Source organism: Paenibacillus rhizoryzae, from assembly GCF_059686995.1.
Genome location: NZ_JCAALT010000001.1, coordinates 283,368 through 297,967, shown reverse-complemented (window position 1 = coordinate 297,967; position 14,600 = coordinate 283,368). Strand labels below are relative to the sequence as shown.

Genomic DNA, 14,600 nt, shown 5'->3' with positions numbered 1-14,600 from the left:
ATTTAGCAGAATTAGTTGTTAAAAGCTGAGTCTGCGATTTTGATGGAATCCGTCGGGCAGCCGTCTGCCGCGTCTTGCAAATCATCATATAGATCCGATGGGATTTCTGTATTGCCGTGATTACCGTCGTTGCCGAAAATAACCTCTGCTAGACCTTCATCGTCGTAGTCATAAATGTCCGGTGCCGTTGCCCCGCATGCTCCGCAAGCTATGCACGTATCTTTTTCAACCCAAGTAAACTTCGACATCGTATTCCCTCCTATTAATTGTAAGCCAAGAAACTTACGATTGTGTGGTTTTTTAGCGAACAACCCTCACTCATCACTATATAACATATGCTCGTCTGTTTGCAAGGATGTCCCCCTAATTCGTTTGTTACGAATTAATGCCGAAGGATCGTCTCCAAGCATGCCGGCCGTAAGGACGGCATCCTCGCCAAACTTATCGCGAAGCATATCCATAGCTTTCGTTAGTGCGGCTTTCTTAGGCTGCTCTTTATACTCGAACAAGTCTAGCTGAACAGCCGTTTCTTCCTGCAATGATAGATTCTGCAGTGTGATCCCTAGCAGCCTGACAGGCTCGCCAAGCGGCCAATGCTTATCGAATAGTTTACAAGCTTCTTTATGGATGTCTGCAGCGGAATCCGTAGGCACAGGAAGCGTAATGGATCTGCTCACCGTAGTCATATCCGGTCTGCGGATAACGATCTGTACGGTGGATGCCATCATTTTCTGATGACGCATTCTGCGTCCGGTTTGATCGGCCAAATTCAGCAAGATCCGGTGCACATCCGCGCGATCCTTCACGTCCTTGGGCAGTGTCGTCGTATGACCGACGGATTTGTTCCGTTCTCTGGCTGCATTAACCGGCGAATGATCATATCCATGCGATGCCGATTTCATCCAAGAACCGAGTACGCCAAAATGTTTCGTCAGCATGGCTTCATCGGCTTCCGCCAGTTGCCCGATTGTTCGTATATTGAGTTTCGTCAGTTTATCAGCTGTCTTTCGCCCGATTCCAAACAGCGAGTCGCATGGTTTATCCCACAGCAGCTTCGGAACATCGCGAATGCGGAGCACGGTGAACCCGTTCGGCTTCTGCATATCGGAGGCCATCTTCGCCAGCAGCTTATTCGGCGCGACGCCGACCGAGCATGGCAGGTTCCATTCGTTGCGAATACGATCCTGTATGGCATGCGCAATTTCCAGTGGTTCTCCGAAAGTGGATGAGCCTGTAATATCCATATAGCATTCATCGATTGACATCGCTTCTACCAATGGCGTGTATTGCCTGGCAATCGACATGAAGCCTCGCGAATAGGTGCGGTACAGATCAAAGTCAGGGCGAATGAGTATCAGATCCGGGCATCGGCGTATTCCTTCACGCACGGTCATCCCTGTCCTCACCCCTTGCTTGCGGGCTGCATAGGAAGAAGTGACAATAATGCCCTTGCGCAGCTCTACGCTGCCGGCAACCGCTGTTGGCTTTCCTTTATATAGATGCGGTTCCTCCGCTTCGTGTACAGAGCAATAGAATGCATTCATGTCCAGATGCAAAATAATCCGGTTCTTAGCAGCTGGTTTCTGTTGATCCGCAGACATTGCCGACTTCCTCCTATTCCGCAAAATACGCTTCTCACCTCAGCATACAATTGCCGATAAGGCCAGTCAACTTGCGGCTTTTCGGGAGTGGCAACCTAACATTTACGCACCGCGCAAGTAATGCTATAATAAAAAATTATGACTACGCATAGGATTTACTAGTGAAGGGGGCTTCTGCAAATGATGGCTAACACAATCTCCATTTTCGATACTACGCTGAGAGATGGCACGCAAGGCGAAGGAATCAGCCTCTCCGCAGACGACAAAATAAAAATTGCCCAGAAGCTTGATTTACTTGGCGTTCATTATATTGAAGGCGGAAATCCAGGCAGCAACAGCAAGGATATCGAGTTCTTTCAACGTGTCAAGCATTTGAAGCTGGGAGCTAAAATCACCGCATTCGGCAGCACAAGACGCAAAAATTCACTGGCAGAGCAAGATAGCAGCCTGCTGCGCATTGTCGAGTCCGGTGTACCTGCTGCGACGCTGGTCGGCAAGTCATGGGATTTCCATGTACATACCGCTCTGCAGACGACGCTTGAAGAGAATTTGGCCATGATCTACGATTCCTTTGCCTTCCTTAAACGCAATGACGTTGAAGCGATCTTCGATGCGGAGCATTTCTTTGATGGGTACAAGCATAACCCTGAATACGCGCTCTCGGTACTGCGTAAAGCGCAAGATGCCGGCGCGGATTGGATCGTGCTTTGCGACACCAATGGCGGCACATTGCCAAGCGAAGTGCATGATATCGTAACACGTATCCGCATGGATCTTAACGCACCGATCGGTATTCATACGCACAACGACTGCGAGCTTGCGGTAGCTAACACTTTAGCAGCTGTACAGGCCGGCGCTCGTCAGGTGCAAGGCACGATCAACGGATACGGCGAGCGTTGCGGCAACGCGAATCTATGCTCGATCATCCCGAATCTCCAAATCAAAATGAACTATCGCTGCCTGAGTGACGATCAGCTTCAGTCCCTTACGAATACAGCCCGCTATATCAGCGAAATCGCGAATGTCCACATGCCTGTAGCACAGCCGTATGTCGGTAACGCTGCATTCGCGCATAAAGGCGGCATTCACGTTTCCGCGATTATGAAAGATTCCAAGACATATGAGCATATCCGTCCAGAGCTGGTCGGCAATAAGCAGCGTGTGCTCGTCTCTGAGCTTGCCGGTCAAAGCAATATCATCTCCAAGGCGCAAGAGCTCGGACTTGATATTAACGCGAATAACGACAAGACCAAAGAAATTATGGAACGGATCAAAGATCTGGAGCATCAAGGCTACCAATTCGAAGGTGCCGATGCATCGCTCGAGCTGCTGCTGCGCGATGCCTTCGGCGAAATGAAAGAAATTTTCAAGCTGGAATCACTCAAAATGATCGTTGAGAAAACAAACGGCAACAACATGAATGCCGAAGCGATTGTTAAAGTGAATGTCGAAGGCCAAACCGTTTATATGGCGGCTGAAGGCAATGGTCCGGTTAATGCGCTGAACAATGCGCTTCGCAAATCGCTGGAGCAGTTCTACCCAAGCATTAACGACTTCCACTTATCCGACTACAAGGTTCGGGTCATTGATGAGAAGGATGCAACGGCTGCTAAAGTCCGCGTGTTAATGGAATCGACAGATTTCAAGAACACTTGGAATACGGTCGGCGTCTCGAACAACGTCATTGAAGCAAGCTGGGAAGCGCTGGTGGACAGCATTCGTTACGCGCTGCTCAATATGTCCAGGATCGATAATGCCATGGATGAACCGCGTGAACAGTTCGGATTGGTCAATCACTAAACGGCAGAACGCCGTATCCGCCTTAATGGGCTGATACGGCGTTCTTTATTTTACGCATTGTTTGTAGTTATGTGCCTGTATGCTGCTCCTCTTGCACATCAATCCATTTGTCGATGATCGCTTCCCACTTGCTCTTGGAAATGACCCCGCCTATCCGCTCTCTTACAATCCCGTTGCTGTCGATCAAAAGTGTAGTAGGGAACGTGTTCACTTTGTACAAGTCTGTCGCTTTGCCATCACGATCCATCAGGATTGGAAATTTAAGCTTCTGCTCGGTGACAAACTCTCTGGCCTGACGCTCTTTATCCAAGCTTGTTGCATTGATTCCGTAGAGCTCCAGCTTATCGCCATACTTCTCCGATAATGCCTGCATATCCGGCGCCTCCATCTCACAAGGCCAGCACCAGGATGCCCAGAAATTCACCATGAGCAGCTTCTCGCGTTTACCGCCGATGGCTGTTGCTTGATCCGTTAAGTTTGGCAGCTCCAGTGTGGGAGCCGTATAGCCCGGTTTGGGGAGCATGTCGCTGGAAGCGGCAAGCGCTTCGTTATGTTTGCCTCTATTTTGGTATACTGCGGCACCGGCCAATACCAGCACGATGACGATCAGTACGATCGAACGTTTCATCCCTGCGCCTTCTTTCGTATGCAATATCTTGTTTTGGACAACCTTCCTACATGTTACCACGCTTGGGAATGGATGCTCAAGTTCGTGGGAACATTACCGTCGAGATGACACAAATTCGCCATGGGAGCTGTTCTAATGAATCAAGCAACGAAATCCAGATGGTCCCAAGGGAAACCGGGCAAGCTGCGCACGAGCGAATCGAGCAGCGGCAGTAAGAACAAGCCAAAGCAAGGTGAACAGGGCAAAGGCAAATGGCTTGAATACTGCGCGCTCGCAACCGTACCGCTCGTTCTCGTACTAGGTAATTCGATGCTCGTCCCTATTTTGCCGGATATGGAGAAGGAGCTTGGCATCTCAGGGTTTCAAGCAAGTCTTGTTATTACATTGTTTTCGGTTGCAGCCGGTCTCATCATTCCGATCTCAGGATACTTATCCGATCGTTTCACACGTAAAGCCGTTATTCTGCCTTCTCTCGCTCTCTATGGAATTGCGGGGATAGTTGCAGGCATAGGAGCCGTTATGCATGCCTACTGGCTGCTTATTGCCGCACGTGCGCTTCAAGGAATAGGCGCTGCAGGTACCTCTCCCATCGCAATGGCGCTAGTCGGCGACATGTACAAGGACGGGAGCGAAAGCGAAGCATTGGGGCTAATCGAAGCCTCGAATGGAGCCGGGAAAGTCATCAGTCCGATTATCGGTTCTCTGCTCGCCTTAATGGCTTGGTATGCCCCTTTGTTTGCCTTTCCATTATTCTGTGCAGGGTCATTCTTCGCCATGATGTTCTTGATCAAGGAACCGCCCAAAGAAAATAAAGAGAAAACGCCCGTAAAACAATATATTGCGGGTATCGCCAAGGTTTTCAAGGAGAAAGGGCGCTGGCTCATCTCTGCCTTCGTATCCGGCTCTCTTGGACTCTTTATCCTGTTCGGCGTCTTATTCCGGCTATCCGACGTCTTAGAAGAAGCCCCCTACAATATTGACGGCGTCGCGAAAGGTGGCGTTCTGGCGATCCCGCTCCTCTTCTTAGTCATTACAGCTTACGTTACCGGCCGCAAAATCAAAAATAACGGCGCACTCATGCGGCGGCTCATGATCATCGGTTTAACCGTGATGGGCTTGGCATTGGCAGCCGCTGCTTTCATCCATAACAGTGTGTATGCGTTAATCGGCTTCGCGGCACTCAGCAGCGCCGGGACCGGACTATTGCTTCCCTGTTTGAATACACTCATTACCGGCTCGGTAGATCGTGAGCATCGGGGAATGGTCACCTCCCTTTATAGCAGCTTACGTTTCTTCGGCGTCGCTTTTGGACCTCCCTTATTCGGTTGGATGGCCAAACGTTCCGATACTCTGCTGTACAGTGTTGTCGCTGTCCTCTCATTTGGCGCCCTTCTCATCATTATCTTCCTCGTGCATCCGCCTAAGAAGGCCGGCGATACGCAGTAAAACGGCTCATTGTCTTCCAAGGAAAGGAATCGCTATAATGAGACAATGATCTTCGAAATGAAAAGAGGCATTGTGTAGATGAACAACTTCATCAAAGCCGCTAACGATTCAGAATCTCATGCTGCTAGAGCAGGGCTAACTCAAGCGACAATGACAACCGGTGCCTATCAAGCACTCGTAGAATGCTGCGTAAGGGCATTACCAGAGGAGGCATGCGGGATACTGACCGGTCCAATCAGGGAAGAAAGGCAGCCTCTCGTGACCGTAACGGGCATTCATGCCATTCGCAATCGGTCGCAGCAGCCGAGGAATCGGTTCGCGTTCGATCCCGAGGAATGGATTCGGGTCTATTACGGCATGCAAAAAAACCGACAATCGCTTGTCGGCTACTTTCACTCCCATCCCTTGTCAGAACCGATCCCAAGTATTACGGATTGGAATGGCCTGCATGCTTCAGAATCGGGCATTCATTATTGGATCGTTTCGCTGCAACAGATGGATAAACCGCTTATTCAGCCCTATTGGGCGGAGAACGGTCTCTTCACACCGTTAATGTTGACTCAAATAAGCATATAAGTCCTCAAGTGTAATCACATTTCGATCATGCATTCGCTTCAAATAATGTACCCACAGCTTGGCTGTCATGAGAGAATCCTCCAGCGCATGATGCCGCTGTGTTATTTCAATTCCGCTCAATGTGAGCATGTCGTCCAAGTTATACGTGAGCCGATTAGGGTCCAGCCATTTCCCTACCAGCATCGTATCAAGCACGCGATGTGTCAGATTAACCTTCGATGTCCGCCACAGGGCGGCATTGAGAAACTGCTTGTCATGACCGCTGGCGTGTGCGATGAGCAATCTTTTGCCGACAAACTCCATGAAATCATGAAGCACCTGCATCAGATCCGGCGCATCCTGGGCCATCTCATTCGTTATCCCGGTTAACTCCGTAATATGCTTTGGCACTTTTCGTTTAGGATTTACTAGGCTGTAGAACGTTCCGCCTTCTACAAGCTGATCCCCTTTCACGAGCACAGCGCCAACCGATAAGATTTCATCCCCGTTTGTCGGATAGAATCCGGTCGTCTCCAAATCAAAGACGACGACCTCCATATCTTGCAGCGGCTGGTCCATAATCGATTCCTTGCGCTGCTCCTTCGACATCGAGCGGATGAAGGCCATTTGCTGTGCGTTTTGAGCGCCCATCATCGAAGCAATCGCCGGTGTAATTCCGCCCATTTTGTATAAATGCCACATCCTGCCTACACTTTTTTGCTCCTTCATGGTTCTCCCTCCGCTGCTCTAGAGCCTTCCCGTCGCCTGCTTTTGAACGAAGCGTTGCAGCTTCTTTACGCCTTTGAGTCCGGCTTTCAGCTCCTCGATTAATTCCTTCGTCAGCTTCACATGCGGCAGTTTGCCGTTGTTCATATATAACCCATCTTCTCGCTTCTCCGTACTCATCAGCCGAAGTCGCATGAATAGACGAAATATGCCGGTATACATGACACAGTCCTCTTCCGTTATGACTCCTAACTGACGTAATCGATGAATCCGCGCAATTGTCGACGTTTCACGCACACCTGCTTGTATACTTAGCAATCGCATCGCATTGACCATAGGGATATACGCACCGTATTTCAGATCCAAACTGCCGGCGTCTGTGCCGTATTGTTCTTTAAGCAGTTGGCCGAACACACCGATCAGCACTTTATGTCGCATCGTATTGTTAAGCATGTGACGTACGATGACACGGTGATTTAACATATCCGTATAATAATGATCCTTCAATGATTGCAGTAGCTGATTCTGACCATAAATCATTCGACTGTCGGCTACGATGAGAAGATACCTGACACATTCCCAGTCCGGCTCTTCAAACCAGCTGTCTAGTTTCGCTTTCCACTGTGAGAGCGATTGGCACCAGATCGGATTCGAGCTGATGACCTCTCCTTCACAAGGCGGATAACCGAGCTTCTGAAGCATCGCGACAATCAATTCGGCGAAGGTTTGAAAATAAACCGTTACCTGCTCCCGCTTCGACTCCTCTTCCGGATCGTCGTAAATCATACCGCTGTCCTGGTCACTTGACAGCGTTTGTTCCGCCCTGCCTCCGCTGCCGAACAATAAATACGCGTAAGGCACGGGTGGGGAACCATGCCCCAGCCGTGCCATTTGCCCTTCCGAAAGTGAGATCGCCCGACGAATGAATGCGTCATGTACCTCATTCAGATCCGTATTAAATTGTTCAATTGGCTGCTTTGCGTGCAGAGCTTCCATTTGCTCGTGGATTTGATCCCGCAAGCCGCGCAGCGTCACCACATCATCGGTTGTCCCGATGCGTGTAAGCAGCTTCGCACGAACCGGATCGCTCATGCCGTGCTCACCCCTATGTCAGTATATCGAACAACTTATTCAGGCTGTGCTAACTGCTTACATGCTTTGTTGCGCTTTTTTCATTTGCTCCGGATAGCCGAATGTACCATGCTCGGAAAGGTCAAGACCGATAATTTCTTGCTCTTCCGTAACGCGAAGGCCCATAACAACTTTCATGATTCCTAGCAATACGAAGGAAACTACGAGTACATAGCCTCCGCAAACGAGTACGGATTCAAGCTGTACCCACATTTGATGCCAGTTGCCTGTATCAATAATACCGCCTTGACCAACGTTAAGTTTCTTCGCAAGTACATCCGTAGCAAAGATTCCGTTTGCCAGCGTACCCCAAACCCCTGCTGCACCATGTACGGAAAGCGCAAAGATCGGATCGTCAACTTTGATTTTCTCAAAGAATTTAGCGCTGAAGAATACGAGAACACCGGCGATCAAACCGATTACAACCGCTGCCCAAGGGTCAACGAATGCGCAAGTTGCGGTAATGGCAACAAGTCCTGCAAGTGCACCATTCAATGTTGTTGTAATATCAGCCTTGCCGTTTACCAGCCAGGAGATCAAGAGCGCTGCTACTGCGCCGCCTGCTGCGCCGAGTTGTGTATTGAATGCAACGTATCCGAAGAATCCATCGCCTACACCGAGTGCGCTGCCTGCGTTAAAGCCGAACCAACCAACCCATAGTATAAGAACAGACAAAGCACCAAATACTTGGTTATGACCTAGAATTTCATTTGCGGAGCCATCTTTATTGAAGCGACCGATACGCGGCTTCAGAAGTACGGTTGCTGCGAAAGCTGCAATTGCTCCCGTTAAGTGAACTACTGTGGAACCAGCATAGTCTTGCGCGCCTTCAGCGAACAACCAGCCGGATGGGCTCCAGATCCAGTGGGAAATGACCGGATAGATCAGTGCCGTAAACAATACGGTAAAGACCAGGTATGCGGAAAGCTTAGCGCGTTCTGCGAAACCGCCCCATGCGATGGAAAGCGATACAGCGGCGAAAGCCAGTTGGAATACGAAGAAGATTGTGGAAGGAAGTGCTTCGCCTTCTGCTGCAGATACTGCAGGAGCGAATAAGTAACTGCCCCATCCGATAAATTTACTGATTGAATTCTCAGCGTTATCCGCGCCGAAAGCAAATGCATAACCTACTGCCCAGTAAACCAAGGTACAAAGTCCTAATGTGAAGATTGTTTTACCGGCAATATGTCCGGCATTCTTCATGCGTGTCGAACCGGATTCGAGAAGAATAAATCCACCTTGCATCAAGATAACCAACACTGCTGCGACCAGAACCCAGATCGAGTTCAAACCCATGTTCAGCGTTCCTGCAGACGGGTCGTCTGCGAAAGCCATTGCTGGAAATAACAACGAAAGAGCACCTAAAGATAAAATCAACTTTTTGACCACTACGACCACTCCCTAATGTAATGTTTCTTGACATGCTAGGAAAGACTTAATGTCATTATAGTCAGAAGTACCACTTTTGACAATACAGTTTTTTCGTTTTCTCGAAAAAAATCTAACATTCGCTTCTTCAAATGAATCGAATGTTAAGTTTTTTCACAGTTTAGGCATCAAAACCGCCATTTCACCGCCTTATCCTTCGCGTTTTGAACGTTTTTCTCTCCTATCCTATGTCACATCCTTCCTATAAATTACGATTATCCAATCTAGTAGCTAAGCCTCATGTTAGGTTTACTACTAACAAAATTCGTCAAAGCATTACGTTTGACTGTATGGTTATAGATTCTGTATCATAGGTACTAGAAGAATGAAGCCCAAACCGTTTTAAAGAGAGAGGTGATTCCATTGTCCGAACATGCGCTGCACCGGATTGGTGAATTATCCAAGTTAGCCGGCGTAAGTCCACGTACAATCGATTTCTACACATCAATGGGTCTTATCGAACCCGAACGGCGGTCAGCCAAAAATTATCGTCTCTATAGTGATGAAACCTTGAATCGGCTCAAACGTATAGTACAGTTGAAGAAAGACAAATATACGCTCGATGAAATCAAGGCAAATATGGCAGGCTGGCGCAAAGTCTCAACAGAGGATCAAGTGTCCGGCAGGCTAATGGAGCTCCAGCTTCATCTAGAACAGCTGCAACGTGAAGTTCAGGATATCGAACCCGTCCTGAATCAATTGAAGCCTCAGCAGGCCAAGCAGGTGTTTAAACGACTGGTGCCTCAAACAGCCGCATGCGTCGAAGCCTTGATGCTTCTTATTAACAAAGGCGGCCTCATGTAGAATTTCAACACTAATGGAGGGAACTATTTATGTTTTTTCACCCAATGGATTTTCTTATCATCATCGCCTTCATTTTATCGGTATGGGCACAGTTCAGAGTTCGCGGCACATTTAACCGCTGGTCGGAAATTCCAATTAACAGTGGTCTCACAGGCTATCAAGCCGCACGCATGATGCTTGATCGCAACGGATTGCATGATGTACCGGTTGAACCGGTGCCTGGAACGCTCTCTGACCACTACGACCCTATTCACCGCGTCGTAAGACTGTCAGAGCCCGTCTACTACGAGAACTCAATCTCAGCCGTTTCTGTAGCCTGTCATGAGGTCGGCCATGCGATTCAGCATAGCGTGCATTACCCAATGCTGGCATTGCGCCACAGAATTTTCCCAGTCGTTAACTTTGCTTCCGGAGTAGCACCTTTCTTGCTAATCGCGGGCTTCCTGTTTCAAGCCACCGGGCTGATCGGACTTGGTATCTTGTTCTTCTCCTGTGCAGTAGCATTCCAGCTCGTTACTTTGCCTGTAGAGTTCAATGCAAGCAGCCGCGCTCGCGAAATTATGATCTCCGAAGGTTTTATTACAAACGAGGAAGAACGCGGTGTAGCGAAAGTCCTGAATGCCGCAGCACTGACCTATGTGGCAGCTGCGTTGATTTCACTGCTAGAGCTGATCAAGTACATTATGATCTTTACGCAGAGCCGAGATTAATTAATAATATGTTGAAATCGTAAAGAGGCGGGGGAGCTAGTCCCCCGCCTCTTTCTGTTTGTGCCAGTGAAAATGAAAAAGCTGACATCGAATGCTCAATGTCAGCTTTTTCTTCATTCCTTAGGTACGGAAACGGCTAAGCGTTTCTTTAAGGCCTGTTGATACCGTCTCCAGTTTATCGGATAGTCGAACAAGTCCCTCACTGATGCTGTTTTGCTCATTGCTCAGCGATGCTACTTCCTCGGAAGTAGCGGATGATTCTTCAGCAACTGCGCTGACATTGCCCATTGCTTCGGAGAGAACCACTTGCGAGCGCTCCAACATGCTAATGGAATCTGTTACCGAGCTTAGGCTGCCAACGAAATCGCCCATTTGACCTTGAACGGTCAAGAAAATTTGATTCGCTTCTTTAACCGACTGAATTTGCTCTTGGAAAATCGGATAAGCATCAGACAAAACATGTACCGTTTCGTCGATTTCCTTCTGAATCGTTTCTGTAATTTGACCAACAACATCGATGGACTGACGGGATTGATCCGCCAATTTACGGATTTCATCCGCTACGACCATGAATCCTTTACCGGCCGCACCTGCACGAGCAGCTTCAATTGTGGCATTCAGTGACAAAATGTTCGTTTGTTTCGTCATATTATTGAGTACTTCAAGAATTTTACGAATGGAACGCGTGCTTTCTTTGAGGCGGTCAACCTTCTCTACCATCGATCGCGTCATTTCTTCTGTCATTCCTGTTTTCTCGATCAAGCTGTTCATATATGCCGTACCTTGGCGGCTGGCTTTTTCCACCTCGCTTGCAGCTTGGCCCATATCTTGATTCGCAGTCATGACTTGCTGCATTTGCTGACTGATTTCCGAAGTAAGGTCGCTGCCTTTCTCCGCTTCCATCGCAAGGCTAGTTGCACCGTTGGCAATCTCTTCTGTTGCAACTGCGATTTCACGAGCAGATACTGCCGTTTTCTTCGAAGCGTCAGACAGCTCGCCTGCTGTGGCAAGAACATCCTGTGCGGATTGGTTCGTCTGGGCGACGAGCACGGTAATTTGCGTCATCATCTGGTTGAAGCTTTGTGCCAGCTGACCGATCTCATCCTTCTTATTGATCGTCGAACGAACAGTCAGGTTACCGCGTTCGCCTTCGTTCATCAGGTTGCGCAAACTAACGAGCGGAAGAGCAACCATGCGAATAACGAGCAAACCGATGCCAATCGCTAATAATGCAGCGATACCCGCAATAATATAAGTGGCATTCCGGATCTTCAATGCATCCTTCACAAGCTCAGCTACCGGAACCGATCCAACCAACTTCCAGTCTACTGTTGCGAATTGATTATACATAGCAAGTACTTCTCCACTTGCAATTTCCTGCGTAGTAGATCCGGATTTCTGTTTCGCTGAAATCGCAATCGGGGATGGTTGTCCGATTTGCGCTAGATCTTTGCTGTAAACTAATTTATTCTCGCTATCGACAATCGTGACATCGCTATTATCGCCGATCTTAAGATCCTCCAGCTGTTTAGAGAACTCTTTCAAATAGATCTCAACGATCATAATGAATTTGCCTTCATTCGTTACCGTGTTCTTCATCACACGGCCCATCGCAATCGTTGGCTCTGATGCACTGCCGCTGTACCCTTTCACTTGAGCGGGGAGCCACATCAATTTACCGCCGCCATCTACAATCGTCTTCATCCATTCCGTATCTTTCGCATCTTCCGTACTGATACTGGATGAACCAACCGTTACCGAAGCCGCATCACTTCCGATTGGGATGATTGCCGCACCGACAATCGTCGAGTTGCCGAGTATGTAAGATTGAATAGAATCACTAAGCTTCTTCATCACATCGAAACGCTCGTAGTCGTCCGTTGTTTGTTCGTATTTCAACAAATTGTCTTGAACAATCTTATCGAGCAGTATCTGCATCGACAAAGCTTCATAGTTCTTAAACATTAAATCAAGCTTACCCTTGGATTGAGCAATTGCCACCGCGCTGGAATCCGCTACTTTATTCTTGATGATGCTCTTCGAGGTCGAGTAGGAGAACAGCCCGACTACCAGTACGCAAACGAGAATCGCGCTGAAAATAATAAGGAATAACATAAGTCCAACAGACTTAATCGGATTCGTCAGCTTTACATTCTTGATTCCATTTATGGAGGAAGAATATAAGGCTTTCACATTCGCCCCGTTACTTTCACCTTCTGTTTGCGTTTTCATCTTTTCTTTCTTCAAATTCAACTTCAATTTCACTTCATGACACCACCTAATCTGAGGATAGTTTTCCGTGTGTGGAGCTGGTGCGTTCGTGTGGGTATGTGTCTGTTGACTTACACTAGATGCTAAATGCCTACGTCACGCAAATCCAATTATCGACAAAATACACGCATTATTCTTAATATCGGCTTCACATCTCCGTATTGTTAGGGAAATAGGGAATATTTTCTCAAAAAAAATAATCCTAATCGATCGATCGATTAGGATTATTTGGGTCCAAATGCTTATTAACGAACTCGTTTACGCATCATGTCCATCGGTTTCACCGGATGCTCCGTCTTCAGCACGATGTGCTGCAACGGATGTCTGGCTGCATCAAGTGCATTGCCGCTCTCGTCCATGAATGGGCCAACGGTTTGTTTAAAGAAGGTACCGTTCGGTCCGAAGAATTCCACTTCTTGACCCGGTTTGAAATGATTTCGCTGCTGAACAACCGCAAGTCCTGTTGCCTCGTCATACGAAATAACAACGCCAGCGAAGTCGTAAGGCGCAGCCTTATCTTCAGGTCCATAAATATGGTCTTCAGGTCCAGGCGTATCGTAGAAGAAACCTGTATTAACCGGACGATTCGCTGCTTTTTGAATGTCATCCTGCCACACTTGCTTCAGCTCGTAATTGTCCGGATCGGCCATATACGAATCGATCGCTTGACGGTAAGCATTCACGACTGTAGCAACGTAATGCAAGCTCTTCATCCGTCCTTCAATCTTGAAGCTGTCTACGCCAACCTCGATTAAGTCCGGAATGTGCTCGATCATACATAAGTCTTTGGAGCCCATCGTGAATTTATCCGCTTCAGGACCGACCATTTGAAGGTCGTCTTCGTAGATATCATACTTCCATCGGCAGGACTGACAGCAGCCTCCGCGATTGGAATCCCGGTCGGTGAAATGGTTTGAAAGTACGCAGCGTCCCGAGAAAGAAGAACACATTGCGCCATGAATGAACGCTTCGATCTCGATGTCGACATGCGCTTTAATTTGCGAAATCTCTTCGAGGCTCGTCTCGCGTCCTAACACGACACGCGGCAACCCCTCTTCTTTCCAGAACTGAACAGCTTGCCAATTCAGCGTCGACTGCTGCGTGCTCAAATGAACCTCGAGTTTAGGCGCTACTCGCTGTGCTGTTTCGATAATGATCGGATCGGCAGCGATGATCGCAGCAATACCGGCCGCTTCCAGCTCACGCAAGTACTCTTCCAGACCGCTAATATCTTCGTTATGGGCATAAATATTGGTTGCAACAAACACTTTCGCGCCATAACGCGCCGCGAACTCAACGCCTTCCTTCATCTCAGCAAAGGTGAAGTTATCGGCATTGGAACGAAGGCCGTATTTCTGACCGCCGATGTATACCGCATCTGCGCCGTAATGAACGGCAAACTTAAGTTTCTCCAAATTACCTGCCGGGGCAAGCAGCTCCGGTTTATCTAGACGATTTCTCTTCCCCGTAAAGCGGGGGGATGTTTTTGTGGTCACCTGC

General features: G+C 48.3%; 13 protein-coding genes. 5 read left to right on the top strand and 8 right to left on the bottom strand.

What is annotated here, in order from left to right; all coding sequences use genetic code 11:
• Positions 1–11: 11 nt before the first annotated feature.
• Both AC6ESO_RS01290 and AC6ESO_RS01285 read right to left on the bottom strand, forming a co-directional pair.
• On the bottom strand, positions 12–248 hold the full coding sequence (locus AC6ESO_RS01290; protein WP_090977858.1) for a ferredoxin: 237 nt from the start codon (positions 246–248) through the stop codon (positions 12–14).
• A 66-nt stretch (positions 249–314) separates the two neighbouring features.
• Positions 315–1,601: a DNA polymerase IV gene (locus AC6ESO_RS01285; RefSeq protein ID WP_497089824.1), complete on the bottom strand. Its 1,287-nt coding sequence runs from the start codon at positions 1,599–1,601 to the stop codon at positions 315–317.
• A gap of 183 nt (positions 1,602–1,784) precedes the next feature.
• On the opposite strand from AC6ESO_RS01285, the gene cimA reads away from it, so the two are divergent.
• Entirely contained in the window at positions 1,785–3,401 is a 1,617-nt protein-coding gene (cimA, locus tag AC6ESO_RS01280; protein WP_497090468.1) for a citramalate synthase, read from the top strand.
• A 67-nt stretch (positions 3,402–3,468) separates the two neighbouring features.
• Here cimA and AC6ESO_RS01275 read toward each other — a convergent pair whose 3' ends face one another.
• Positions 3,469–4,029 carry a redoxin domain-containing protein gene (locus AC6ESO_RS01275; protein WP_494817020.1) on the bottom strand — a complete coding sequence of 187 codons (561 nt, stop codon included), beginning with the start codon at positions 4,027–4,029 and terminating at the stop codon, positions 3,469–3,471.
• 135 nt (positions 4,030–4,164) lie between these two features.
• Between AC6ESO_RS01275 and AC6ESO_RS01270 the strand changes: the two genes are divergently transcribed.
• Both AC6ESO_RS01270 and AC6ESO_RS01265 read left to right on the top strand, forming a co-directional pair.
• Positions 4,165–5,475: an MFS transporter gene (locus AC6ESO_RS01270; RefSeq protein WP_497089823.1), complete on the top strand. Its 1,311-nt coding sequence runs from the start codon at positions 4,165–4,167 to the stop codon at positions 5,473–5,475.
• 78 nt (positions 5,476–5,553) lie between these two features.
• The gene (locus AC6ESO_RS01265) at positions 5,554–6,051 is read left to right on the top strand and encodes a M67 family metallopeptidase (RefSeq protein WP_497089822.1); all 498 of its coding nucleotides are present in this window, start codon (positions 5,554–5,556) and stop codon (positions 6,049–6,051) included.
• On the opposite strand, the gene AC6ESO_RS01260 is transcribed toward AC6ESO_RS01265, so the two are convergent.
• From AC6ESO_RS01260 to AC6ESO_RS01250, 3 genes are read right to left on the bottom strand one after another with little or no spacing between them, the layout of a single operon-like run.
• Positions 6,025–6,759, bottom strand: a complete 735-nt coding sequence (locus tag AC6ESO_RS01260; protein WP_497089821.1) for an exonuclease domain-containing protein — start codon at positions 6,757–6,759, stop codon at positions 6,025–6,027. The two genes, AC6ESO_RS01265 and AC6ESO_RS01260, sit on opposite strands and share 27 nt — an antisense overlap.
• Before the next feature lie 18 nt (positions 6,760–6,777).
• Positions 6,778–7,848, bottom strand: coding sequence for a DUF294 nucleotidyltransferase-like domain-containing protein (locus tag AC6ESO_RS01255; RefSeq protein ID WP_497089820.1), 1,071 nt, complete (start codon positions 7,846–7,848; stop codon positions 6,778–6,780).
• Positions 7,849–7,905: 57 nt separating this feature from the next.
• Entirely contained in the window at positions 7,906–9,276 is a 1,371-nt protein-coding gene (locus AC6ESO_RS01250) for an ammonium transporter (protein WP_494817015.1), read from the bottom strand.
• Positions 9,277–9,678: 402 nt separating this feature from the next.
• Here AC6ESO_RS01250 and AC6ESO_RS01245 point away from each other — a divergent pair, with 402 nt between their 5' ends.
• The gene (locus AC6ESO_RS01245) at positions 9,679–10,119 is read left to right on the top strand and encodes a MerR family transcriptional regulator (RefSeq protein ID WP_494817014.1); all 441 of its coding nucleotides are present in this window, start codon (positions 9,679–9,681) and stop codon (positions 10,117–10,119) included.
• 29 nt (positions 10,120–10,148) lie between these two features.
• Positions 10,149–10,829, top strand: a complete 681-nt coding sequence (locus AC6ESO_RS01240; RefSeq protein ID WP_497089819.1) for a zinc metallopeptidase — start codon at positions 10,149–10,151, stop codon at positions 10,827–10,829.
• 120 nt (positions 10,830–10,949) lie between these two features.
• On the opposite strand, the gene AC6ESO_RS01235 is transcribed toward AC6ESO_RS01240, so the two are convergent.
• Both AC6ESO_RS01235 and AC6ESO_RS01230 read right to left on the bottom strand, forming a co-directional pair.
• Complete coding sequence (locus tag AC6ESO_RS01235) at positions 10,950–12,944, bottom strand: methyl-accepting chemotaxis protein (protein ID WP_497090467.1); 1,995 nt, start codon at positions 12,942–12,944, stop codon at positions 10,950–10,952.
• 401 nt (positions 12,945–13,345) lie between these two features.
• Entirely contained in the window at positions 13,346–14,596 is a 1,251-nt protein-coding gene (locus AC6ESO_RS01230) for a peptidase U32 family protein (RefSeq protein ID WP_497089818.1), read from the bottom strand.
• Positions 14,597–14,600: the final 4 nt, after the last annotated feature.